The following is a 23,120-nucleotide window of genomic DNA, read 5'->3' on the forward strand; positions in this document are numbered from 1 at the left end:
ACCGAGCGTATAGTTAAGTATCTTGAATTTAATTGGGTTGGTTATGCATTCAGATTATGATGCTATTGCTAAAATGAGCGCTGCTTTAGCAGATAAGATTGCGCCGCTTATTGGGCAGCAAGAAACCGCTGATAGCGTGATTGAGGATTTGTTTTTTTATCGACAAACACAGGCCGCCACCTCTTGTTCAATGTGTGTGGTTGAACCAAGTATTGCACTGGTGCTACAAGGGGCAAAAAGCATGACCTTGGGCGAAGATGTTTTCAAGTATGACCCACACAAATATTTGATTACCTCTATTGATTTGCCTGCAAAAATGCAAGTTCTTGAAGCAAAAGACGACGCACCTTATTTAGGCTTAGTGTTAAAGCTTGATTTGGCTATGTTAGGTGAACTGATTTCGCAAATACCGCTCGACAAATTAAACAAGCAATCACTGAACAAGGGGATGACCTTAGGCAAAATGACAGAGCCGCTACTTAACGCTTTTACGCGATTAATTGAGCTGGTTGATGATCCTGAGTCTATGCCTGTGCTGGCACCATTAATAAAGCGCGAAATTTTTTGGCGTGTACTTAATAGTGAGCATGGGGCGGAGCTTCGCTATATAGTATCGACAGGTAGCCAAGGGCTGAGAATTGCACGTAGTGTTAAATGGTTAAAAGAAAACTATGATCAACCCTTGAGTGTAGAGGACTTAGCGGGTCTTGCGAAAATGAGTAAATCGACTTTTCACCATCATTTTCGAGATCTAACTTCAATGAGTCCGTTACAATATCAAAAGCGTTTAAGGTTAATGGAAGCAAGAAGGTTGATGGTTGGCGAGAGTATGGATGCGTCAGGTGCTGCTTTTAAGGTTGGCTACGAAAGCCCCTCACAATTTTCTCGTGAGTATTCTCGGTTTTTTGGTTTATCACCAAAACGAGATGTTGAGGCGTTTTTAGCAACGGCTAAATAGCCCGTTACTTATAATACCAATGGGCAATAATAGTTAGTTAAACGAATTGGTATAAAAAACGAATGGGCATATCCCTATGTCCCATTCGTTACCATGACACGCTTTACTTAAAGACTTGCTGTGAAAAACTCAGCAATCTTAGTGAATGGAATTAAAGCCACATCATCATATAAATCAACATGACCTGCATTTGGCACAACCAATAATTGCTTAGGCTCAGCAGCTAAATCATAGGCTTGTTGGCTAAACTCAAATGAGTGAGCTTGTTCACCAGCAACAAACAGTAATGGACGTGGTGAAATAGTTTCAATATCGTTAAATGGATAAAAGTTCATAAAACGCAGATTGCTGCTTAATGTTGGGTGTGTAGTTAAATCTGCTGATGAGCGCTCTGGTGTATATTCGCCACGCTCAGTGCGATAAAAGTCATAAAACTCTTTTGCAATTGGGTGTGAGCTTTCATCAATGTGATGCGGACAGCCACCTGTGTACTGCACTTCGCCACCTAGGTACTCAACATTACGTTGCTCAGCGGCTTCATCAAGCATACCTTTACGCATATCAAGATCGATAGAGTTACCTAAACCATTGCGCGTCGCGCCACCCATGTCATACATACTCACTGTTGCTACAGCTTTGATACGTGGGTCAATTTTAGCGGCACTAATGATGAAACCACCACTACCACATACACCTAAACCACCAATGCTTTCTTTGTTGACGTATGAACGGCTAGCAAGGTAATCGACACCAGCACTGAATGACTCTGCGTATAAATCAGGCAGCACAGTATTACGTGGTTCGCCGTCACTTTCGCCCCAGAAGCTAAGATCAATTGCCAAAGTTACAAAGCCTAGCTCTGCAAGTTTAGTTGCATATAAAGTAGCACTTTGCTCTTTTACCGCACCCATAGGATGACCAATTACAAGTGCCGGATGGTTCGCGCCTTTCTCAGCATTTTTTGGTGTAAAAAGATTACCGACTACATTCATCTGTAATTGGTTTTTGAAAATTACTTTTTCAAAGTTAACAGCATCGCTTTGGTAAAAATTATCCGTTGAGGTAGTCATAACACTCTCCTATTTTGTGATTAACAGGGACTGCAATTTGTTTTCACAATGCAGCTTTGATGAGGTTATTGTCGGATATTTATGCAGTTTGGCGTTATATTAGAACAGTCGATTTATTGCCTAAAAGTGTCGAATGTATAAAAAGCTGCAGCAAGCGCTGCAGCTTATTCATTTACTTGTGGCGGCCTTGTAAACAGCTCACCACATCAGCCAGCGATAGGCCTTGGCGCTGCAATAACACAGTTAAATGATACAGTAAGTCTGCCGATTCATTGGTTAATTCATCGTTATCATGTTTCATGGCTGCAAGGGCAACTTCAACACCTTCTTCACCCACTTTTTGGCAACTACGGCTTAAGTCTTTTGCAAACAAAGACGCTGTGTAGCTTTTGCTTGGATCATCGTCTTTACGCGAAACAATCACTTGTTCAAGCTCAGCTAAAAACGACAAGCTAGGTTTAGCATCATCGCCAAAGCAGCTTTGTGTACCTAGGTGGCATGTTGGCCCAAGTGGGTTTGCCAGTACTAATAGTGAGTCGTAATCACAGTCGGTGTGCACAGAAACTACTTCAAGGTAGTTTTCTGATGTTTCGCCTTTGGTCCATAAGCGCTCTTTAGAACGCGAGTAAAAGGTTACTTTTTGCTTGTCGAAAGTGGCAGCTAATGCATCTTGATTCATAAAGCCTTGCATTAAAATTACCCCAGAGCGTGCGTCTTGCACGATAGCTGGGATCAATTCGCTTTTGGCAAAATCGACTTGAGAAAGAGTATCTTTGGTTAATTGCATAGTCTTGCCGCTACATTATTATCAGTTAAAAATTGTTTTAGTTCGCCAATATCAATGACGTTCTTGTGAAATACGCTTGCAGCGAGCGCGCCATCAACTTGGCTTTGTTGAAATACATCAACAAAGTCTTGCATCGTCCCTGCGCCACCTGAAGCAATCAGAGGAATATCGCACAGTGCACGCATTTTTGATAGCTGAACATTGTCGTAGCCTTTACGCACGCCGTCTTGGTTCATGCAGTTAAGTACGATTTCACCAGCGCCTAGATCTTGCACACGCTTAACCCATTCTTCAGTTTTATAGCGAGTACGGCTTGATGCATTTGGGTCGCCAGTCAGCTGATACACTAAATACTCGCCAGTGTTTTCATCATAAAAGCTATCTATTCCCACAACCACGCACTGTTTACCAAACTCATCGTGTAACTCTTTGATAAGCTCAGGGCGTGCGATAGCAGGGCTGTTAATACTGATTTTATCTGCGCCACGTTCTAAAACACGTGCTGCATCGGCAACAGATTTAATGCCGCCAGCAACACAAAATGGAATATCAATGTGGCGTGCAATATTCTCTACCCAATTAACATCAAGTAGGCGTTTTTCGACGCTGGCACTGATTTCATAAAACACCAGTTCATCCGCACCGGCATCGCTGTAGGCTTTGGCAAGCGTTAAAATATCACCAACCACTTCATGGCCTTTAAATTTAACGCCTTTAACGACTTGGCCGTCTTTTACATCTAAACAAGGGATTATGCGTTTTGATAACATGCTAGCGCCTCCTCAACATTAAAGGCACCATCAAGCAATGATTTACCTAAGATAACACCGCCAACGCCCAGTTTTTTCAGCTTTGCAATATCATCCAGTGAGCTTACACCGCCTGAAGCTTGAACTTTAATCTCGCTGTTGTGGTTGGTTAAATCTTCATAAAGTGCAAACGAAGGACCAGTCATGGTGCCGTCTTTACTGATGTCAGTACACAGAAAATCAACCACGCCCAGTGCCACGTAAAAATCAACAAGTTCGAACAAACCAAACTCAGATTCACTTAACCAACCATGTGTTGCGGGTGCCCAGCCGTTGTCAGTTTTATTAACATCTAGTGCGATAACAAAGTGAGAGCTGCCAAATTTTTCAATCCACGCCTTTACTTGTTCGCGCTTTTCAACGGCCATTGAGCCGATCACGACTTGATTAGCACCGGCTTCAAGCCAGTCAGCAACATCTTGCTCAGAGCGAATACCACCGCCCACTTGATAAGGCACATTAAGCGCTTTAGTCGCAGCTTGAATATGCTGCCACTGTTTTTTATTTGGATCGCGCGCGCCTTCTAAATCAACAAGGTGCAGCTTACCTGCGCCGCTATTTGCGTACTCTTGTAAGCGTGCGCCAAGTTCGTAAGGGTAAAATTGTGCTGTATCATACTTACCTTGGTATAAGCGCACAATTTGGTTTTGTAATACATCGAGTGCTGGAATAATCACGTTTATTTCTCTTATTTTTTGCTGCGCTTACAGCTGCCAATCTAAAAAGTTTTGTAAAAGTCGCGTGCCTACTTTGGCGCTTCGCTCAGGGTGGAACTGCATGCCTGCGTAGTTATCTTTGGCAACAATCGCAGAAAAAGCTTGCCCGTATTCACCGCTAACTAGGGTGGCATCGTTTACTGTGTGCGCAAAGCTATGCACAAAGTACACTTGATCTTGCGCAGATAACCCTTTGGTAAGGGCATGCTCTTTTAACACTCTTAGGTCATTCCACCCCATGTGTGGTGAGGTTAATGTGCCCACTTCTAAGTGCTTAACAACACCCGGAATTTTGCCAAGGCAATCAACATTACCTTCTTCTGTGCTGTCGCAAAGTAATTGCATGCCTAAACAAATGCCCATTAGCGGGCGCTGATATTCATCAATTGCTTGCTGCCAACCACCGTCTTTTAAGCGTTTCATCGCAACAGATGCATGACCTACGCCAGGTAAAATGGCACGTTCAAAGCCTTTTAGTTGCTCAGGTGAGGTGATCACCTCAGGCGTTTTCCCTAAGCGCTCAAAGGCAAAACGAACTGAGTTAATGTTGGCACAACCGGTATTAATTATGGCAATCATAAACACCCCTTAGAGCTGGCAGTTTGTTGTGAGGCATCTTTTGCAATCGCAGCGCGAAGTGCTCTTGCAAACGCTTTAAAAAGGCCTTCAACTTGGTGATGACAATTACCATCGCTAACCGACAAAATAAGGCTCATGGCGGCATTATCACTTAAGCTTTTAAAGAAGTGTTCAACCATTTGCACGTCTAAGTCGCCCACTTTTTCACGGCTAAAATCGGCATTTAATACAAACGAGGCGCGGCCCGATAAGTCAATTTGCGCTTCTGCTTTACATTCATCCATAGGGAGTGCAAAGCCATAGCGACCAATTTGCGTTTTTGTTCCTAGCGCTTGTTTAAGGGCAAGGCCAAGTGCAATGCCGATATCTTCAACTAGGTGGTGTTCATCAATGTGTAAGTCGCCAGTGGCTTGAATATTAAGTCCGATATTGGCGTGTGTACGAATTTGGTCAAGCATGTGGTCGAAAAAGCCAAGGCCAGTGCTAATTTCGCCATTTTTTGTTTGGTCTAAATTTACTTGCACATCGATTTGCGTTTCTTTGGTATTGCGAGTGACGCGGCCTTCACGGTTCGCGGTTGTCAGCTTAGTGACAATGGCATCCCAACTGCCATCATACAAAATACCTTCGCAGCATAAGTTATTGGCAAGTCCGATGTCTGTTTGGCGGTCACCAATCACAAATGAGCGTGCTAAATCGACTTTACCCGAGCGCATCAGCTCAGTAAGTAAGCCTGTTTTTGGTTTACGGCAGTCACAATTTTGCTCATCAAAGTGCGGGCAGATCAGAACGTCATCAAATTTAATCCCTTGGCTGTTTAAGATATCCATCATCTTGTCTTGGGCAATATCAAAATCAGCGGTTGGGAAGCTATCAGTGCCTAAACCATCTTGGTTTGAAACCATCACAAGGCGGTAACCTGCCGCTTGAAGTTGTAATAGAGCAGGGATCACATCGGCAAGAACACTAATTTTTCTAGGCTATCAACCTGTTTGTCGGTGATAGGCTCTTCGATAATCGTGCCATCGCGGTCAATAAATAAATACGGGTTGCTCATGATAATTCCTGTTCTACTGTATTGCTGGTCAGTGATAAGCCATCTAACCAAATTTTTACTTGTTCTAGTTCTTGCTCGTTACCGATAGAAATTCGTAACCAATCATTTTCGCCATATAAAGTGAAGGCACGCATCACGAGTCCTTGCTCAAGTGCGATATTAAATGATTGTTTGTCTTTTAGTTTTAAGGTGACGAAGTTACCTTCACCGCTCAGTACTTTGATAACAGCAGGTGATTGCTCAAGCCAGCTTTTCAGTTTGGCTTTTAAGCTATTTAGAATAGTCACCTGACGGCGCATTGAAGCGATGTTGTCGCTACTTAATGCATCTGCGGCAATGCTCGCCACCACCGTAGATACAGGGTAAGGCGCAATCACTTTACGAATAGGTGCAAGTAGCTCGCTGTTGGCTAGCGTGAAGCCTGTTCTTAAACCCGCAAGTGCAAATGCTTTTGATAAGGTTCTTAATACCACAAGGTTACTAAACTCGTTGATCAGGCTTGCCGCTGTTTGTTCTGGGCAAAATTCTATATAAGCTTCATCCACCACTACAATCGCTTTACCCACAAGTTGTTGGGTGATTTTTCTGATTTTGTCTAGGCTTGTCATGCTGCCGGTAGGGTTATTTGGATTACAAATAAACACCAGCTTTGAATCAGCAACCGCAGTGACAATCTCATCAACGGTGCCTTTTAATAACAGCTCTTGACTTAAACCGTTAATCGCAATGTTGTGGGTATCAGCAGTGACTTTGTACATGCCGTAAGTTGGTAAAAAGAGTGAAATGCCATCTTTAGCAGGGCTACAAAAAGTACGTACTAATAGCTCAATACCTTCGTCAGCGCCACGAGTCATCAGTACTTGCTCTGGCTCTAAATTAGCATAGCAAGCGTAACGAGTGATCACTTGCTGAGGCTGCGGATCAGGGTAGCGATTTAAATCAGTTAAATTGATATTTGGCGTACGTGAATACGGGCTTTCATTGGCATTTAACCACGTTGTGCCTGTTAGTTTTTCACTTTTCGCTGAACTATAGGCTGTAAGCGCTGCAATGTTATCTGGCAACAGCGTTTTTATTTTTGAATTATCGCTCATTGTTCATAGCCTCAAGACGAATTGAAACAGCATTAGCGTGAGCATCAAGCCCCTCTGCTGCAGCTAAAGGTAAAATTGCTTTAGATAATTCACGTAAGCCATTTTTACTGATGGTTTGCACTGTGTAAGTTCTAAAGAAGTCCAGTAAGTTTAAGCTCGAATAAGTCGCACTGTAACCATACGTTGGTAGTACGTGGTTCGTACCCGATGCATAGTCTCCGGCAGACTCCGGAGTGTAATCACCCACAAATACTGAACCGGCATTTTTCACTAAGTTTAAATAAGGCTGCGCATCAGCAAGCTGTAGAATAAGGTGCTCAGGACCATATTGCGCAGACACCGCAAAGGCTTGCTCAACCGAGTCGACTAATATCAAGCTTGAGTTAGCAAGGGCTTGCTCGGCAGTTTCTTTACGACTTAATTTTGCTAGCTGCTCTATTAATGCTTGCTGTGTTTTTTCAATAATGCGCTCGCTGTTACACAGTAAAATAACCTGTGAATCGGCACCGTGCTCCGCTTGCGATAATAAATCTGCCGCAATAAATTCAGGGTTTGCACGCTCATCAGCGATCACTAGCACTTCAGAAGGGCCCGCTGGCATATCAATCGCCATGCCCGGTATAGTTTGCGCAACAAGTTGTTTTGCCATGGTGACAAAGCTATTTCCCGGGCCAAAAATCTTGTTCACTTTAGGCACTGACTCTGTACCGTAAGCCATAGATGCAATCGCTCCGGCGCCGCCACTTTCTATAATGGTTTTAATACCACATAGTTTTGCCGCATATAAAATGGCAGGGTTGATAGTTTCATCGGCTTTCACAGGTGTAGTAAGCACAACGGTTTGTGCACCACTTAATTGTGCAAGCACCCCTTGCATGATCACTGACGATGGCAATGGCGCACTGCCACCTGGCACGTAAATACCTACCGCTTCAATGGCTTGATATTTAAGTTCACACAATACGCCTGGTTGTGTTGTTAACTTAATGTCTTTAGGTAATTGTGCTTGGTGAAAACGTTTTACATTGGCGTAGGCCGTTTCGATGGCGGTTTTTAACTCGTTTGATAATAAGTGCTCAGCTTGGTTTATTTCTTCAATTGGCACTAATAAGCGCGGTGTTTCGCGCTTATCAAACTCTGTTGCCATCTTTAATAACGCTGCGTCACCTTGTGTTTTAACTGCATTTAAGATGTCGATGCAAATTGCTTCAACCTCTTTACTTGCCGTAACAGCAGGGCGGGTAAGTACCGCCTGCTGTGCTTGTTGACTTTCCTCATTCCAGCGAAACATGGATATTTACTCCATCATTTTTTCAATTGGCATAACAAGAATTGAGTTGGCACCCAGTGCTTTTAACTGTTCCATAGTTTCCCAGAAAAGGGTTTCGCTGCTAACCATGTGTAGTGCAACATAATCGTCGCTACCAGCAAGCGATAGTAAAGTAGGTTGGCCAGTACCCGGTAGTAAGTCGCACACTTCATCAAGCTTTGCTTTTGGTGCGTGTAACATGATGTATTTACTTTCTTTTGCTTGGCGTACACCACGTAGACGCGGCATTAACGTGTTGATTAAATCAAGTTTGCTTTGATCAGTAAGGTCTTTGTTTTGAATTAAACATGCATTTGATTCTAAGATGGTGTCGCCTTGCATTAAGCCGTTTGCTTCTAACGTTGCACCAGTAGACACTAAGTCACAAATTGCATCAGCTAAACCAGCACGCGGTGCGACTTCAACAGAGCCCGTTAACATGACTGTGCTTGCGTTAATGCCTTCGCGTTTTAGATATTGGCTTAAGATTTCTGGGTAAGTAGTGGCAATGCGTTTACCTTCGAACCAGCTTTTATCTTGCGGGCCAAGTTCTTGTGGCCATGCAAGTGCTAGGCGGCAGTAACCAAAATCAAGTTTAGACAGTTTATTTACTTCAAATGCCACACCTTGGCGTTCGCGCTCGGCTTGTACTTCGACAAGTACGTTTTCACCAACGATACCTAAGTCACACACACCGTCCATTACAAGACCCGGAATATCGTCATCGCGTACACGAAGTACATCAATTGGCATGTTGGTAGAGTGTGCGATTAAACGTTGTTCACGAAGATTTAATTTAACACCAAGTTGTTTTAGTAACTCTTGGCAGTCTTTTGATAAGCGGCCGCCTTTTTGGATGGCGATTCGTAAACGGTTGGTATTGCTCATTATTCATTTTCCTTTAATTCAAAAACTAAAAACCCCGAGGGAACCTCAGGGCGAAAATAAATAATTTGGTTGATTGCTCGCCAGAGGTTCCTTTTAGGAATAACCTCTCAGCGAAAAACCTGACAGGCTATTCCGGTGAATGATGGTGATGATGGATAGTTGTCAGATTGAAGCGCATAATTTTTCCTGTATTGCACTCGTTTGTGTAAACCAGTGCGTAAATCTGTTTAAATAAGTTACGTATATAGATAAACATGCTTTGCTAATCTTTGGCAAGCATTTTTTTGCGAAATTAAAGTATATGCTATAACTGCCGATAATAAATGGATAGATAGGAGGTACAAATGGATATCATGATCCCCTTTTTAGGTCGAATTACGCGCTTACAGTTGGAAAGTAAAGGTGCGTTTCATATTGCGGGCGTAAAAGATGCGAACGTGCAGCGAATTGAGCTTGAAAAGCGTCAAAAACGTGAAATAGAACGCCGTAAAAAAGCCGTAAAAAAAGAAGATAAAGGCAACAAAAGTGTCATAGAAGAAGATGAAGAGGGTAATAAACACCTAGATACATGGGCTTAATACTCAATATAAAATTTGTTTTTATGCAACTGTGCGGTTTTTTCTGCTAACGTTAAGAAACACTTGTGTTGTAACTTACAAGGCAATTCAATGGAACGACCCTCAGTACCATTAAATGAGCAAGCTAGGCTTGAAGAGCTTCGCTCATTAGATGTTTTAGACTCTCAAAGTGAACCCGCCTTTGACCGAATCACTCGCCTTGCCCAGCAATTTTTCTCTGTACCTATTTGTGTTGTCAGCTTAATTGATGAGCATCGACAGTGGTTTAAGTCATGTGTGGGGCTTGATGTAACAGAGACCGCAAGAGACATTTCATTTTGCGCCCATGCTATTTTATACAAAGACCCGCTAGTGGTTGAAAATGCCTTAAACGACAAGCGCTTTGCACACAACCCACTGGTAATGGGTGACCCAAATATTCGCTTTTATGCGGGCTGCCCAATTACACTTAAATCAGGAAATAGGATAGGCACTTTGTGCCTTATCGACCATCAACCGCGTAGTTTTAACGAACAAGAAACTAAAGCGCTAATAGACTTTGCTGCAATCGTTGAACGAGAGTTTGCAATCATGCAGTTAGCAACTACCGATGAGCTTACTTTATTGCCTAATCGTCGCGGCTTTATTGGCACTGCAGAGCATTACCTTGATTTATGTATTCGCCAGCACTTAAAAGCAAAATTAGTGTTTATTGATTTAGATAACTTTAAAACAATTAACGATAAATTTGGTCATGCCGCTGGCGATAGAGTACTGAAAGATTTTGCAGGATTACTTGAAAACTGTTGTCGCAAGGCTGATTTATATGCACGTTTGAGCGGTGATGAGTTTGTGATTTTATTTACAGATTTAAATACCAGCGAATGCGACACCATAATGCAACGCTTATTGTTGTCATTCAGTGACTTACCTAATAGCTTTAATAACCAAGTTGAACTTGGCTTTTCTTATGGCATTGCCGATTTTTCTGATCAGCAACCTTGTTCACTGACGAAGTTACTCGCTGTTGCAGACGCGCGAATGTATGCCGATAAAGCACAAAAAAAGGCTCGATAATCGAGCCTTTAAAGTAAAAAGCAGTGCTTAATTTTTCGCTTCTGCGGATTGAATACTACTTTGGATCAGCGGCGAAATTGTTAAACCTTGTACGATAATCGAGAAAATCACTACCACGTAAGTGACAATAACAATTAGGTTGTGAAGGTCTGAGCCTGCAATCATTACTTGATCGCGTGGGATAGCAGCTGCCATTGCCAGCGCTAAACCACCCCGTAAGCCACCCCAAGTGAGTATTTTCACTGAGTGCTTATCGTATTGGCGATACTTTTTAAAGAATACAAATGGCGCACCTACACTTAAAAATCGCGCTAGCAACACCACAGGTACCATCAGTAAACCTAAGCCAATTTCTTCAAGAGTAATCGGCATAGTGACGATGAGCATACCGATAATCAAAAACAGCAAGGCGTTTAAAAAACTATCGGTGGCATGCCAAAAGTCTTTCACGTAGCGAGTATCTTCAGGTCCCGTACGCTCTGTTGCTTTTGAACGAGTAATATTGCCAAGTAAAATACCACTGGTGACCATAGCAAGCGCACCTGAGATTTCCCAAATATTCGCTGCTGCAAAGCCGGCTGTTGGAATGGTCAAGGTTAGTAGCAAACGAATGTTCACATCGCGGCTATTAATAATTAAAAAATGCCCGACTAGTGCAATCACGAGACCAAACACGATACCGCCAATTGCATCAACTAAGAACAATTCAGCAACGTCAGTAAAGGTGGCTTCGGTGCCATAAAAGGCCACTGAAAATATCGTTGTGAAAATCACCAAACCAATACCATCATTAAACAAAGACTCACCTTCAACTTGCACAGAAATACCTTCTGGGGCTCGCATTTGTTTAATAATGGCTAACACTGCAATCGGGTCGGTTGGGCTGATTAAAGCACCAAACAACAAGCAGTAAATAAACGGTACAGGCCAGCCTACAAAAGCAAACAAATAATAGCTTAAGTAACCAACAATGACCGTTGAGGTTATGGTTGAAAATAACACTAATGCGGTAATTTCCCAGCGTTGCTTACGAAGGGCTGCTAAGTTGATTTCCAGCGCACCTGCGAACAGTAAAAAACCGAGCATGCCTTTTAATAGCAACTGATTAAAGTTGATACTTGAGACAATTTGAGTCATTTCGAGGGCCGTGCTATCACCGAGCATTTTAACCGCAAGTATAAGAAGTAAAGAAATAACAACAGAGCCTGTTGTTATAGCAATCGTGGTTTGCATTTTGAGGATATATTGGTTAGCAAAAGCAATAAAAATAGCTAATGCTGAAAGAAAACAAATGAGGTACCAAGCATTCATTGTTTGACCTTAAATATTTGTATAACAAGACGCAGAAAGCTGTCACTTTCTGGCCGCATATAGTACGCCTCTAATATAGGTATGTCACAGTGTTTATGCGATTTTTATGACATTTTAGAGTAAAAATTCAAGGGGTTGATTGCATATGTATAATCGCTGTTAATAATGTCTCAAAAGAGACAAAATAAACCTGATAAAAGCGCAATAGTGATAACCTCAGTTAGGTCAATCAGCCTGTTTAAATTGAGCTGATTCTTGGCTGGTATTAATTGCCCTAATTGGATAAGGGATCACAATTCCTTCTTCTGCGTAACGTTGATGTAATGCTTTGATAAACGCAGATTTCACCCAAAAGCGATTAAAATACTCTTTTACTCTTAACATGACTGTAAAGTTGATACTTGATTGATCAAAGGTATGAAAGACCACAAAGGTCTCGTAATCGTCGATGCCCCATTCATGGCTTTTTAAAATCTGTCTTGCTACATCCAAAGTCACTTGCTCAACTTTTTCAAGGTCTGAGCCATAATGAACACCCACCTCAACGGGAACGCTGAGCTCTTTTTCGGGATAAAAGTAGTTAATGATGCGTGATTTAGACAGCTGACTATTGGGGATCACTATCATGTTGTTCGGCAACATTTTTACCCAGGTTGAGCGCCAACCAATTTTTTCAACAAACCCTTGGTCGCCACTTTCAAGTTCTATAAAGTCGCCGACCCGAATCGGTTTATCAATGACCAACTGCACGCCAGAAAAGAAGTTTTCGAGTGTCGGTTGCAAAGCCAAAGCGACGGCAAGAGAGGTAATGCCCAAAGAGGCAATAATTGGAGTGATTGATATGCCTAACGTACCTAATAACACCAATAAGCCAACACACACAATTGCACAACGGATCAAGCCCTTAATAATGCTATGACTATTCGAAACCACCACTGAGCGAGCACTGTAATAATCAACGGTACCAAATAAGAAATGGTCTAAAAATAACACTAAGGCAAAAATACAAATGGCTTTAGCGGTGGCCGCAATAGGTAAGGGGTGTTCGGCCATAAAGCCGGTGGTGTTTAATAACTGACCAAAAACGATCACAAGCACCATCATTGTGCATAAGGTTAATGGTGTTGAGAGTGAGTCAACCAGTAACGAGTCGAACACAAAGTCAGTACGTTGCGTCCACTTTTTTAGGCAGTAGATGATTACAAACTTTAATAAAAACAAAGTTATGGCAGCTAAAACTGTGCCGCCAATGACGATTAACCAAGGCTCATTTAGCCACTCGCTTTGTATCAGTTCAGTAATCATGCTTAGTCCTTAAACCCTAGGTACTTAGCTTTGCTGCAAGTTATGTACCTAGGGAAAATATAAGGCTACGCGGGTTGTAAACTTGGTTTTTTACTGCTGAATAATAAGATTAACGGCGTGGCAGCTAAGGTGATCCACATCATTAATCTAAAGTCTTGCAGGTAGGCTAATGTTGCAGCTTCTTGATTAACCATGGCGTTGAGTTGGCTAAGTCCTTTTGCAGAATCAGTATTGACCAGACCAGCATTCGCAGCCTGTTGTAAAGATTGATTAAATGGCGTTATAAACTCGCTGAAAAATGCATGATTGATCTGCATTCGCTGCGCTAAGTAAGTCATCACAATCGAAATACCAATACTACTGCCAATGTTACGCATCAGACTAAATAAAGCGGTCCCTTCATTGCGGTATTTTGGCTCTAATGTCGCAAAGCTAATAGTTGATAGAGGCACAAATAAAAAGCCTAATCCCATGCCTTGTATCACCCCAGTACTAATAATATCGAATGAACTACTATCACGGGTAAATAACGTCATTTGCCATAGCGAAAAAACGGTTAAGCCAAGCCCGAGTAAAAGTTTGTAACGAATGTCGACTTTACCCGAAAGCTTACCTACGATGATCATCGCAACCATGGTGCCCATACCGCGTGGAGCAAGCAGTAGCCCAACATCGATTACTGGGTATCCCATGAGTGATTGCATAAATGGGGGGAGCAACGCCATAGTCGCAAGCAAGATAATACCGATGATAAAAATGAAGATAATACCAATGGTAAAATTACGGTCTTGAAAAATGGCCGGGTCTATAAACGGGTGTGATTTAGTAAAAATATGTGCAACAAACAAATAAAATGCACCTATTGCTAAAATGGCTTCAACGACGATTTCTGAACTCGCAAACCAATCTTCTGATTGGCCTCGGTCTAGCATCATTTGTAAAGCACCAATCGCGATAGCTAAAAAGGCAAAGCCCAGGTAATCAAAGCGCCTTGAATTATCAATCGCAGTTTCCTTAACAAAACTTGAGATACCTAACCACGCCAAAATACCAAACGGTAAATTGATATAAAACACCCAGCGCCAGTTATAGTACTCAGTCAACCAGCCACCTAATGAAGGGCCTAAAATTGGCCCAAGCATCACACCGACGCCCCACATCGCCATGGCTGAACCATGTTTTTCTACAGAGTAGGTATCGAGTAACACTGACTGAGAAAGCGGGACTAAACTGGCGCCAAAGACACCTTGTAATAATCGAAATAAAATTATTTGGTCAAGATTTTGCGCCGCACCGCAAAGCATTGAGGCCACGGTAAAACCAATTACCGACCAACTAAACACGCGTTTTCGGCCAAATTTAGCTGTTAAAATACCGGTTAAAGGCATGCATATTGCGGCTGCAACAATATAAGACGTTAAAACCCAAGAAATTTGGTCTTGGCTTGCCCCCATGGCACCTTGCATATGGGGCAAGGCGACGTTGGCAATAGTGGTATCGAGTGCTTGCATAATCGTTGCAAGCATTACTGAGATGGCAATCAGTCCTTTGTGGCCATCAGCGTTCTCGTTGCTATCTGCTGTGGTTGATTGCGTCATGGTAGGCCTACAGCGTAATACCGAAAAGGCTGCGTTTATGACCTGTTTCAATATGTGGAATTGCGCTTAAACCTGCTCTTAACTCAGGTAAATCAGCCGATTGCTCAATACTAATGCGAACAGGAACACGTTGCGCCACTTTTACCCAGTTACCAGTACCATTTTGCGCCGGTAAAATTGAAAACTCTGCGCTGGTGGCTGGACTTAAGCTATCAACAACCCCATGCCAATGCAGATCTGGGTAGGTATCAATCTCAATATCAACAGCTTGCCCTTGACGAACATAAGTAAGCTCTTTCTCGGTTAAGTTAGCCTCTAGCCAAAGATGCTGACGAGACACTTGTGTCATCGCTGCATTACCGGTCGCAAGGTATTGGCCATGCTTAGGCGGCTCGCTAACAATCCCCGTCAATGGTGCATAAATGTTTGTTCGCTTAAGGTTTAACTTAGCTTGATCGAGTTGAGCAATCGCGGCTTTGTAATCCGGGTGTTGTTCAACGGGTGCATCGACTGAGCCACCTAATGATTGAGCGATACGCTCAAGATCCGCTTGTTGTGCTACAACACCTAAGCGGGCTAGATCACGGTTTTGATCTGCTTCATCGTATTCAGAGGCTGAAACATAATGTTTTGTCAGTAGGTCTTGTTGACGCTTTTGCTCTTTTTCAGTGAAATTTAAGTGGCTGTTAGCTAACGCTATAATCGCTTCTTTTTGATGGTAACTCGCTTTAAGCTCAGCAAGGGTTGTTTTTACTTGCGCAACTTTTGCTTCTGCTTGTGCAACAGCCATTTTATAAGGCGTTTGATCTAAACTAAATAACAGTTGGCCTTGTTCGACAACTTGGTTTTCTTTGACAAAAACTTGATCAACCACGCCCGAAACTTCTGGGCTTACACGCACTATATCAGCCTTTACATAGGCATTATCAGTTTCGACGGTTTGACCTCCAGCTAAATATAGATAGCCACCAATAACAGCCATTACTGCCGGTATTCCAACTAACAGAAAGGCACGTTTTAAGCCATTGCTTTTGCTCGACGCTTGCATAGTTACTCCTGCATTATTCTTTGTTTAGCAAAGTGTTACGGATAATTTGTAGGGCGTGTTTAAACTCGTCAGCTTGCTGTTGGCTCAAATCACCAAGAGCATGTTCGATGACCTTATTACCCGCTAGCTCAATTTCTTTTAGATGATCATCAGCGTGCTCGGTTAAATAAATAAGGTAGGCACGACGGTCACTCGGATCAGGACGACGCTCAACTAATTGTTGTTGCTCAAGTTGGTCTATTAGCCTTGCCAGAGTCATAGGTTGTACTTCGAGTTTGTCGGCTAATTCAACCTGTCTAACACCTTGTTGTCGGGCGACGTACTTGAGTGCTTTTGCTTGCGCGAGGGTTATTGATGAGCCTTCTAATTGCTGGATAAAGTTTCGGCGCATTAATCGCGTAACATCCGCGAGTAAAAAGCTGCAGTTGTAATTAGACATAGTAAACAAACCATATAGTAACGTTTGCTTATTATATGCTTGGCTTTGCTTTTTTCAATACTTAATGATGATCTATTTTGTTGTAGCTAAAAATAAAACAGGTACGAATGTATCTAATTTGTTAACGATCTGTAATTATATTTTTACATTTTAAGGTTGTTCAGTTAACAAAATAATCACAAATATATATCTAACTCATTGTTTTTTAATAATATGCATGGTTTTTTGAATGATTTAAATGTAAATTTTTTGTTTCATTTTCAATTTCGCTCCATTCAATCTAGGCTGGTCACTAATCGGGAACAGTGCAGTCCGGTTACTAGGAAAATATTAAATACATAACAATCTAACGGAGCGTAAACGTGAATTTATCTAAAATCACATTAGCAACTCTTGCTGCTTTTGCTTTGACTCAAGCAACAAGTGCAGTAGCTGCGAACAAGAAATACCTAAACGAACAAACAGGGATCAACCAAGCTTTGCAAACCAATGCATCATCAGTATTGAGTGCAAATCCAAATCAGTTAGTTGGTTTAGGTGCAGGGAATGATTTAGTTGTATTAAAAGAAATCAAAACCAGTAACGGCAACACCACGCGCCGTTATCAACAAATGTATCAAGGTCTACCTGTTATCGGCGATACGGTTAGCCTTACATTTGATGGTAATGGCCAATTAAAACGTGCACATGGTGCTGCGGTGTATGACATTGCGGCAGACATCGACTCAGTCTCTCCGGCACTTAACAAGAAAAAAGCAATGGCAAAAGGCCTTGCTAATTCACCTGCTGCAATTAAATCGGTAGGGTTAAAAAAGCATAATGAACAGTCACGTTTAGCTATTTGGCTAGATGAAGACAGCGTTGCACACCTAGTGTATGAAGTATCTTATGTGACTTATGGCGATAACCCATCTCGTCCGTATCAGATTATTGATGCCAACAGCGGTGAAGTTTTATTTAGCTTCGATAACTTACAACATGCTAGTGCAACAGGCCCAGGTGGTAACTTAAAAACTGGTAAATACATCTACGGTACTGACTTTGATAGTCTAGATGTTACCCAATCTGGCAATACTTGTACGATGAATAACGCCAATGTAAGAACCATTAACCTAAATGGTAGTACAAGTGGTTCAACAGCGTATTCGTTTACATGTCCTGAAAATACTTTTAAAGAAATTAACGGTGCGTACTCGCCTTTAAATGATGCGCATTATTTCGGTAACGTAATTTTTAATATGTATAACGATTGGGTAGGTACTGCACCATTAACTTTCCAATTAAAAATGCGTGTTCATTACGGCAGTAATTACGAAAATGCGTTTTGGGATGGTAGTGCTATGACCTTTGGTGATGGTCAAAATACCTTCTATCCACTGGTAAGTCTTGACGTATCAGCGCATGAAGTAAGCCACGGTTTTACCGAGCAAAATTCTGGGCTTATTTATTCTGGTAAATCAGGTGGTTTGAACGAAGCGTTCTCTGATATGGCAGGTGAAGCGGCCGAGTTTTACATGAAAGGCTCAAATGACTGGTTAGTGGGTCAGGAAATCTTTAAAGGTAACGGTGCATTACGTTACATGAATAACCCAACCCAAGATGGCAGCTCAATTGATCATCAAAACAACTATTACTCTGGTATGGATGTACATTACAGCTCAGGTGTATTCAACAAGGCATTTTATAACCTTGCAACCACACCAGGTTGGGATACGCAAAAGGCGTTTGTTGTGATGGCGCGCGCTAACCAACTTTACTGGACTGCCAGCACAAACTGGGATTTAGCAGGTAACGGCGTGATGGATGCGGCGTGTGATTTAAGCTATGACCCAGCCGATGTTCAAGCGGCACTTGCGGCGGTTGGTGTGACTTCAAGCTTAAGTGCGGGTAGTAGCTGTGGCACAACTGAGCCACCTCCGGGCGGTGATGAAGAGCTAACCAATGGCGTTGCACGCACTGGGATAAGTGGTGCGGCGAAAGATCAAATGTTCTTTACTCTTGAAGTACCAGCAGGTGCAACGAATTTACAATTCAATACAACTGGTGGAAGTGGTGATGCAGACCTTTACGTTATGTACGGCGCAAAACCAACACTGAGCAACTTTGATTGTAAAAGCACTTCATCTACTAGCACAGAAAGCTGCGCTATTAGTAATGTGCAAGCGGGTACTTACTACGTAATGGTAGAAGCGTGGAATCAAATTTCAGGTGTATCACTTACTGGTAGCTTTGATTCGGGCAGCGGTGGTGGTGTAACACCAATTAACCGCACTGAGTCTAACTTAAGTGTTGGCACAAATAGCTGGACTCGTTTCACGCAAGACCTAGATGCTGGTTATTCATCACTTGATGTGACTATTTCTGGTGGCTCTGGTGATGCTGACTTGTATGTGAACTTTGGTTCTCAATCGACAACATCGAGCTATGACTGCCGTCCTTATAAAAACGGCAATAGCGAAACTTGCACATTTACAAACCCACAAGCGGGTACTTGGTATATCGACCTTCGCGGCTATCGCGCTGCAAGTGGTGTAACACTCACCATTTCGGCTAACTAGCCACCCTTTTAGGGAGCTTCGGCTCCCTTTTTTATTTTCATTAAAATGCAAATCATAAAAGGATTGATTATGACAACCCGCCTAACACAGTGCTTAGTGGGCTTTGCCACACTGTCACTGAGCCAACTAAGTAATGCAGCGCAAGACGAAACAATTTGGGTCACCATTGATGCCCTGGCTGCAGAGCACTTTCAACAAGATACACTGAGTAAACGTAAATTAAACAGCAATTTTGCGATGCAAAAATCGGCTTTGAATCAAGTTAATTTTATGCGCGTTAACAAGCAGGATATAGCTGGGTTAAGTGAGTTTATGCACGATAACTATCATCGCTGCGGTGGTTTTGTAGCCCATGATTCATTAGTAGATGCAGAGCTCTATACTCAGCAATTAAATGCTGTAGCTCAGACAGCTATGAATGCGAGCCTAGTAAACTACAGTATTGATAATGCCGCGACAGTTAACGCGCTACTATCATCGATTGATAGTAGCGAACTGAGCGATACGGTTAATAGCATGATGAACTTTCATAACCGATATTATTCAGTGCAAAGTGGTGTTGATGCAGCGGATTGGTTAAAGAGCCATTGGCAGCAAATAGCCAGTAGCCGCAGTGATATAAGCGTTGAGTATTTTAACCATAGTTTTTCGCAATCATCAGTTATTGTGACCATTCCTGGTGCAGAAAAAGCAGATGAAATCGTCGTTATTGGTGGTCATTTAGACTCAATCAATCAGTCTAATCCAAGTAATGGTCGTGCTCCTGGTGCAGATGATAATGCCTCTGGTATTGCAGTGCTCACACAAACCCTCAAAGCAATTGTGGAAAATAACTACCAACCTCAGCGAACCATTCAAATTATGGGGTTTGCCGCTGAAGAAGTGGGTCTTAGGGGCTCAAAAGATATTGCTCAGAGTTATAAAACTCAGGGTAAGAATGTTGTAGGTATGGTGCAGTTTGATATGACTGGCAATAACGGCAGCAGCACAGATATTGTGATGATGACAGATTACACAAACTCTTCGCAAAATCAGTATTTATCGCAGTTGCTCGATGCTTACCAGCCCACAGTGAGCTATGGCTTTGATCAATGTGGTTATGGCTGCTCAGATCATGCCTCTTGGTATCAACAAGGGTTTGCCGCCTCAATGCCATTTGAATCAACAATGAGTGATATTAACCCATTGATCCACACATCAAATGATGCTCAATTTGATGCGGCTCACGCGAGTAAATTTGCAAAATTGGCAATGAGCTATGTTGCTGAAATGGCAAAGAACGCTGGTGATGTGGTAACTGAGCCGACTAATCAGCTTGAAAATGGCGTAGCTAAAACAGGTTTGTCGGGCGCAGCAAAAGAGCAGCTATTCTTTACGCTTGAGGTACCTGCAATGAGCAGTAACCTTGAGTTTGTAACCGAGGGCGGTTCGGGCGATGCCGATTTATACGTTAAATCTGGCAGTAAGCCGACCTTACAGGATTTTGATTGTAAAAGCACAACCTCTACAAGTAATGAAAGCTGTGTGATGTCGTCAGTTCAAACTGGCACGTATCATGTCATGGTTGAAGCGTGGAATGAGATTTCGAATGTGTCACTCACGGGAAGTTATAGCACCTCAGGTGGCGGCGAAAACGTTGACCGAACTGAGACAAACGTGAGTGTGGCTACCGGAAGTTGGCAGCGCTTTACTCAACAAATACCCACAGGCCTCAGTAATTTAACGGTGACTATTTCAGGCGGTAGTGGCGATGCAGATTTGTATGTTAATTATGGCTCAGCGTCAACAAGTTCAAATTATCTATGTCGGCCGTACAAAAATGGTAACGAAGAAAGTTGTCAATTTGATAACCCACAAGCTGGCACTTGGTACATAGATTTACAAGGTTACCGAGCAGCATCGGGCGTTACATTAACGATTCAAGGACAATGATTTAAACCCAATCATACTTTTAACCATGAGGAAGCCTTGCTTCCTCATTTAGTCTTGCCCTTGGCAAGTCAGTTACGTAAAATCTGCCCATCACTTTTAATCTATTGGCGAAGTTTATCAAACAACTTTTCAGTGCCACTGGCCCCCTTGCACTTTCTCTTGATGGATATACTCCTCGGCAGCCACAAATTGACATGGCTGTTGCAGTTGACGATGCCTTAAAAAAACGTCACCAATTAGTGGTTGAGGCGGGCACAGGCACGGGTAAAACCTATGCTTACTTAGCGCCTGCGTTAAAATCAAAAGGCAAAACCATCATCTCAACGGGTTCAAAAGCACTACAAGAGCAGTTGTTTCACCGTGATTTACCCAACTTAGTCAAAGCACTGAGCGCAACTAAAAAAGTCGCCCTTTTAAAAGGCCGCGCGAATTATTTGTGTACCTATCGCTTAAGTCAGCATGTTGCGCATGTACCAACAGATGATCCAGATGTAATGCATCAACTCGCGATGGTGGCAAAGTTTGCAAGTGAAACCCGTTCAGGCGATTTAGCAGATTGTATTGGCATAGAAGAAGACGCCAAGGTACTGCCTTATGTTAGCTCAACCGCTGATAACTGTTTGGGTAAAGAGTGCCCCGATTTTCAAGATTGCTATATTCGTAAAGCCCGCTTAAACGCCATGGAAGCTGATGTGGTGGTGATCAACCATCATTTATTCTTTGCCGATATGGCTGTAAAAGACACAGGCTTCGCTGAATTAATGCCTACGGCAGATGCCTATATTTTTGATGAGGCGCATCAGCTTAGTGAAATTGCCAGTGACTATTTTGGTGAAAGTGTTAGCACTAAAAAGCTGGTGGATTTAATTAATGACTTACGAGCAATATACCGTGCAGATATCCCGGATATGCTGCAATTAGGTAAAACCCTCAACAAGTTAGAAACCAGCGTGGCAGATTTACGCTTGCAGTTTGGGGTTGATGGTAGCCGTGGTGATTGGCGTGAAAAACTGGCCGATAAAGAGATTTGTGCAGCACTGCACCGGGTCATTAGCGACCTCGACTTTTTATACCAAGTTTTAAAGTTATGCTTAGACCGTAGCGAAAAAATAGAGCATCCGTTTGAGCGTACACTGGCCTTTAAAGGTCAGTTAGAGCGGGTATTTGATACCGCACAAACGGGCTATAGTTATTGGTACGAAACCACTCGCCGATACCTAACGGTAAACATTACACCACTTAATGTATCGGCTAAATTCGCACAAATGATGAAAGACACTGGGGCAGGTTTTGTGTTTACATCGGCCACTTTATCGGTCGATAACGACTTAGCGCACTTTAACGCTAGCCTTGGCTTAAAGCCAACGCAAAGCATGATTGTTGAAAGTCCGTTTGATTATCAACAACAAGCGCTACTTTGCTTACCACGCTACTTACCTGAGTCTCATGCGAATAATATGCCTCATGCTATTATCAAGCTGACCCTTGAGTTGATTAAATCAGCAAAAGGTCGCTGCTTTGTGCTCTTTACTAGCTATCGTATGATGCACTTAGTGGCTGAAGGTTTAACCACACAAATGGATTATCCGGTTTATATGCAAGGGCAAATGTCTAAACGCATTATCCTTGAGAAGTTTACCCGTCACGGTAATGCCGTTTTACTCGGCACAGCCTCATTTTGGGAAGGCGTAGATGTTAGAGGCAGCACATTAAGTTGTGTTATCATTGATAAATTGCCGTTTGCCGCACCAGATGACCCATTATTGCAAGCAAAAATGCAAGATTGCCAGTTACAAGGCAAAGACCCATTTGCGCATATTCAATTACCCCAAGCGGTCATTGCATTAAAGCAAGGGGTAGGGCGACTTATTCGCGATAGTAAAGATAAAGGTGTGCTGGTTATTTGCGATAACCGCTTAGTAACACGCCATTACGGCCAAGTATTTTTAAAAAGTTTGCCGCCCATGCGCCGCACACGCGATTTAGCAATGGCAAACGCGTTTTTAGAACAGATCAATTAGAGTAACT

The 23,120-nt window shown here is 42.5% G+C and carries 19 protein-coding genes and 1 pseudogene; 6 read left to right on the forward strand and 14 right to left on the reverse strand.

Annotated features, from left to right (window positions below; translation table 11 throughout):
• Nucleotides 1-43 precede the first annotated feature (43 nt).
• A complete protein-coding gene (locus C2M25_RS18735; protein ID WP_105181851.1) occupies nt 44-958 on the forward strand; it encodes an AraC family transcriptional regulator in 915 nt (304 codons plus the stop codon).
• 107 nt (nt 959-1,065) lie between these two features.
• On the opposite strand, the gene C2M25_RS18740 is transcribed toward C2M25_RS18735, so the two are convergent.
• The 9 genes and pseudogenes from C2M25_RS18740 to hisG form a co-directional block, all read right to left on the reverse strand.
• Nucleotides 1,066-2,028, reverse strand: coding sequence for an alpha/beta hydrolase (locus C2M25_RS18740; RefSeq protein WP_105181852.1), 963 nt, complete (start codon nt 2,026-2,028; stop codon nt 1,066-1,068).
• A 172-nt stretch (nt 2,029-2,200) separates the two neighbouring features.
• On the reverse strand, nt 2,201-2,815 hold the full coding sequence (gene hisIE, locus C2M25_RS18745) for a bifunctional phosphoribosyl-AMP cyclohydrolase/phosphoribosyl-ATP diphosphatase HisIE (RefSeq protein WP_054552013.1): 615 nt from the start codon (nt 2,813-2,815) through the stop codon (nt 2,201-2,203).
• Nucleotides 2,806-3,585 (reverse strand): imidazole glycerol phosphate synthase subunit HisF, encoded by a 780-nt coding sequence (gene hisF / locus C2M25_RS18750; protein ID WP_054552014.1) that lies wholly within the window; start codon nt 3,583-3,585, stop codon nt 2,806-2,808. Before hisF ends, hisIE begins: the two co-directional genes overlap by 10 nt.
• Nucleotides 3,567-4,301, reverse strand: coding sequence for a 1-(5-phosphoribosyl)-5-[(5-phosphoribosylamino)methylideneamino] imidazole-4-carboxamide isomerase (locus C2M25_RS18755; RefSeq protein WP_063707479.1), 735 nt, complete (start codon nt 4,299-4,301; stop codon nt 3,567-3,569). The genes hisF and C2M25_RS18755 overlap by 19 nt, the downstream gene beginning before the upstream one ends.
• 27 nt (nt 4,302-4,328) lie before the next feature.
• Nucleotides 4,329-4,919: an imidazole glycerol phosphate synthase subunit HisH gene (gene hisH / locus C2M25_RS18760; RefSeq protein WP_105181853.1), complete on the reverse strand. Its 591-nt coding sequence runs from the start codon at nt 4,917-4,919 to the stop codon at nt 4,329-4,331.
• Nucleotides 4,916-5,976, reverse strand: a pseudogene (gene hisB / locus C2M25_RS18765) (bifunctional histidinol-phosphatase/imidazoleglycerol-phosphate dehydratase HisB). The gene hisH and the pseudogene hisB overlap by 4 nt, the downstream one beginning before the upstream one ends.
• Nucleotides 5,973-7,070, reverse strand: a complete 1,098-nt coding sequence (gene hisC, locus C2M25_RS18770) for a histidinol-phosphate transaminase (protein WP_105181854.1) — start codon at nt 7,068-7,070, stop codon at nt 5,973-5,975. The pseudogene hisB and the gene hisC overlap by 4 nt, the downstream one beginning before the upstream one ends.
• Nucleotides 7,060-8,361, reverse strand: a complete 1,302-nt coding sequence (hisD, locus tag C2M25_RS18775) for a histidinol dehydrogenase (protein WP_105181855.1) — start codon at nt 8,359-8,361, stop codon at nt 7,060-7,062. Before hisD ends, hisC begins: the two co-directional genes overlap by 11 nt.
• 6 nt (nt 8,362-8,367) lie before the next feature.
• Entirely contained in the window at nt 8,368-9,267 is a 900-nt protein-coding gene (gene hisG / locus C2M25_RS18780) for an ATP phosphoribosyltransferase (protein ID WP_054563881.1), read from the reverse strand.
• Nucleotides 9,268-9,611: 344 nt separating this feature from the next.
• Between hisG and C2M25_RS18785 the strand changes: the two genes are divergently transcribed.
• A complete protein-coding gene (locus C2M25_RS18785; protein ID WP_105181856.1) occupies nt 9,612-9,845 on the forward strand; it encodes a hypothetical protein in 234 nt (77 codons plus the stop codon).
• Nucleotides 9,846-9,935: 90 nt separating this feature from the next.
• Nucleotides 9,936-10,901 (forward strand): sensor domain-containing diguanylate cyclase, encoded by a 966-nt coding sequence (locus C2M25_RS18790; protein ID WP_105181857.1) that lies wholly within the window; start codon nt 9,936-9,938, stop codon nt 10,899-10,901.
• A 27-nt stretch (nt 10,902-10,928) separates the two neighbouring features.
• On the opposite strand, the gene C2M25_RS18795 is transcribed toward C2M25_RS18790, so the two are convergent.
• The 5 genes from C2M25_RS18795 to C2M25_RS18815 all read right to left on the reverse strand — a co-directional run bounded on the left by C2M25_RS18795 (nt 10,929) and on the right by C2M25_RS18815 (nt 16,602).
• Complete coding sequence (locus C2M25_RS18795) at nt 10,929-12,212, reverse strand: cation:proton antiporter (protein ID WP_105181858.1); 1,284 nt, start codon at nt 12,210-12,212, stop codon at nt 10,929-10,931.
• Nucleotides 12,213-12,437: 225 nt separating this feature from the next.
• On the reverse strand, nt 12,438-13,517 hold the full coding sequence (locus C2M25_RS18800) for a mechanosensitive ion channel family protein (protein WP_105181859.1): 1,080 nt from the start codon (nt 13,515-13,517) through the stop codon (nt 12,438-12,440).
• 65 nt (nt 13,518-13,582) lie between these two features.
• Nucleotides 13,583-15,115 (reverse strand): DHA2 family efflux MFS transporter permease subunit, encoded by a 1,533-nt coding sequence (locus C2M25_RS18805; protein ID WP_105181860.1) that lies wholly within the window; start codon nt 15,113-15,115, stop codon nt 13,583-13,585.
• A gap of 7 nt (nt 15,116-15,122) precedes the next feature.
• Entirely contained in the window at nt 15,123-16,163 is a 1,041-nt protein-coding gene (locus C2M25_RS18810; protein WP_105181861.1) for an HlyD family secretion protein, read from the reverse strand.
• Between the two features lie 13 nt (nt 16,164-16,176).
• Nucleotides 16,177-16,602, reverse strand: a complete 426-nt coding sequence (locus C2M25_RS18815) for a MarR family winged helix-turn-helix transcriptional regulator (protein ID WP_063707468.1) — start codon at nt 16,600-16,602, stop codon at nt 16,177-16,179.
• Between the two features lie 362 nt (nt 16,603-16,964).
• Between C2M25_RS18815 and C2M25_RS18820 the strand changes: the two genes are divergently transcribed.
• From C2M25_RS18820 to C2M25_RS18830, 3 genes are all read left to right on the forward strand, one after another.
• Nucleotides 16,965-19,160 (forward strand): M4 family metallopeptidase, encoded by a 2,196-nt coding sequence (locus C2M25_RS18820; RefSeq protein WP_105181862.1) that lies wholly within the window; start codon nt 16,965-16,967, stop codon nt 19,158-19,160.
• A 69-nt stretch (nt 19,161-19,229) separates the two neighbouring features.
• Nucleotides 19,230-21,092, forward strand: a complete 1,863-nt coding sequence (locus tag C2M25_RS18825; RefSeq protein WP_105181863.1) for a M28 family metallopeptidase — start codon at nt 19,230-19,232, stop codon at nt 21,090-21,092.
• 104 nt (nt 21,093-21,196) lie between these two features.
• Nucleotides 21,197-23,113: an ATP-dependent DNA helicase gene (locus tag C2M25_RS18830; protein WP_063707466.1), complete on the forward strand. Its 1,917-nt coding sequence runs from the start codon at nt 21,197-21,199 to the stop codon at nt 23,111-23,113.
• Nucleotides 23,114-23,120 lie beyond the last annotated feature (7 nt).

The sequence above is a fragment of the Pseudoalteromonas sp. T1lg21 genome, assembly GCF_002964625.1.
Lineage (GTDB): Bacteria > Pseudomonadota > Gammaproteobacteria > Enterobacterales > Alteromonadaceae > Pseudoalteromonas > Pseudoalteromonas gelatinilytica.

Coding starts and splice junctions, on each gene's coding strand:
- C2M25_RS18815 (WP_063707468.1), bottom strand. CDS start 16,602: ATGTCTAATTACAACTGCAGCTTTTTACTCGCGGATGTTACGCGATTA.
- C2M25_RS18795 (WP_105181858.1), bottom strand. CDS start 12,212: ATGAATGCTTGGTACCTCATTTGTTTTCTTTCAGCATTAGCTATTTTT.
- C2M25_RS18810 (WP_105181861.1), bottom strand. CDS start 16,163: ATGCAAGCGTCGAGCAAAAGCAATGGCTTAAAACGTGCCTTTCTGTTA.
- hisH (WP_105181853.1), bottom strand. CDS start 4,919: ATGATTGCCATAATTAATACCGGTTGTGCCAACATTAACTCAGTTCGT.
- C2M25_RS18800 (WP_105181859.1), bottom strand. CDS start 13,517: ATGATTACTGAACTGATACAAAGCGAGTGGCTAAATGAGCCTTGGTTA.
- hisG (WP_054563881.1), bottom strand. CDS start 9,267: ATGAGCAATACCAACCGTTTACGAATCGCCATCCAAAAAGGCGGCCGC.
- C2M25_RS18740 (WP_105181852.1), bottom strand. CDS start 2,028: ATGACTACCTCAACGGATAATTTTTACCAAAGCGATGCTGTTAACTTT.
- hisD (WP_105181855.1), bottom strand. CDS start 8,361: ATGTTTCGCTGGAATGAGGAAAGTCAACAAGCACAGCAGGCGGTACTT.
- hisIE (WP_054552013.1), bottom strand. CDS start 2,815: ATGCAATTAACCAAAGATACTCTTTCTCAAGTCGATTTTGCCAAAAGC.
- C2M25_RS18735 (WP_105181851.1), top strand. CDS start 44: ATGCATTCAGATTATGATGCTATTGCTAAAATGAGCGCTGCTTTAGCA.
- hisF (WP_054552014.1), bottom strand. CDS start 3,585: ATGTTATCAAAACGCATAATCCCTTGTTTAGATGTAAAAGACGGCCAA.
- C2M25_RS18825 (WP_105181863.1), top strand. CDS start 19,230: ATGACAACCCGCCTAACACAGTGCTTAGTGGGCTTTGCCACACTGTCA.
- hisC (WP_105181854.1), bottom strand. CDS start 7,070: ATGAGCGATAATTCAAAAATAAAAACGCTGTTGCCAGATAACATTGCA.
- C2M25_RS18785 (WP_105181856.1), top strand. CDS start 9,612: ATGGATATCATGATCCCCTTTTTAGGTCGAATTACGCGCTTACAGTTG.
- C2M25_RS18790 (WP_105181857.1), top strand. CDS start 9,936: ATGGAACGACCCTCAGTACCATTAAATGAGCAAGCTAGGCTTGAAGAG.
- C2M25_RS18805 (WP_105181860.1), bottom strand. CDS start 15,115: ATGACGCAATCAACCACAGCAGATAGCAACGAGAACGCTGATGGCCAC.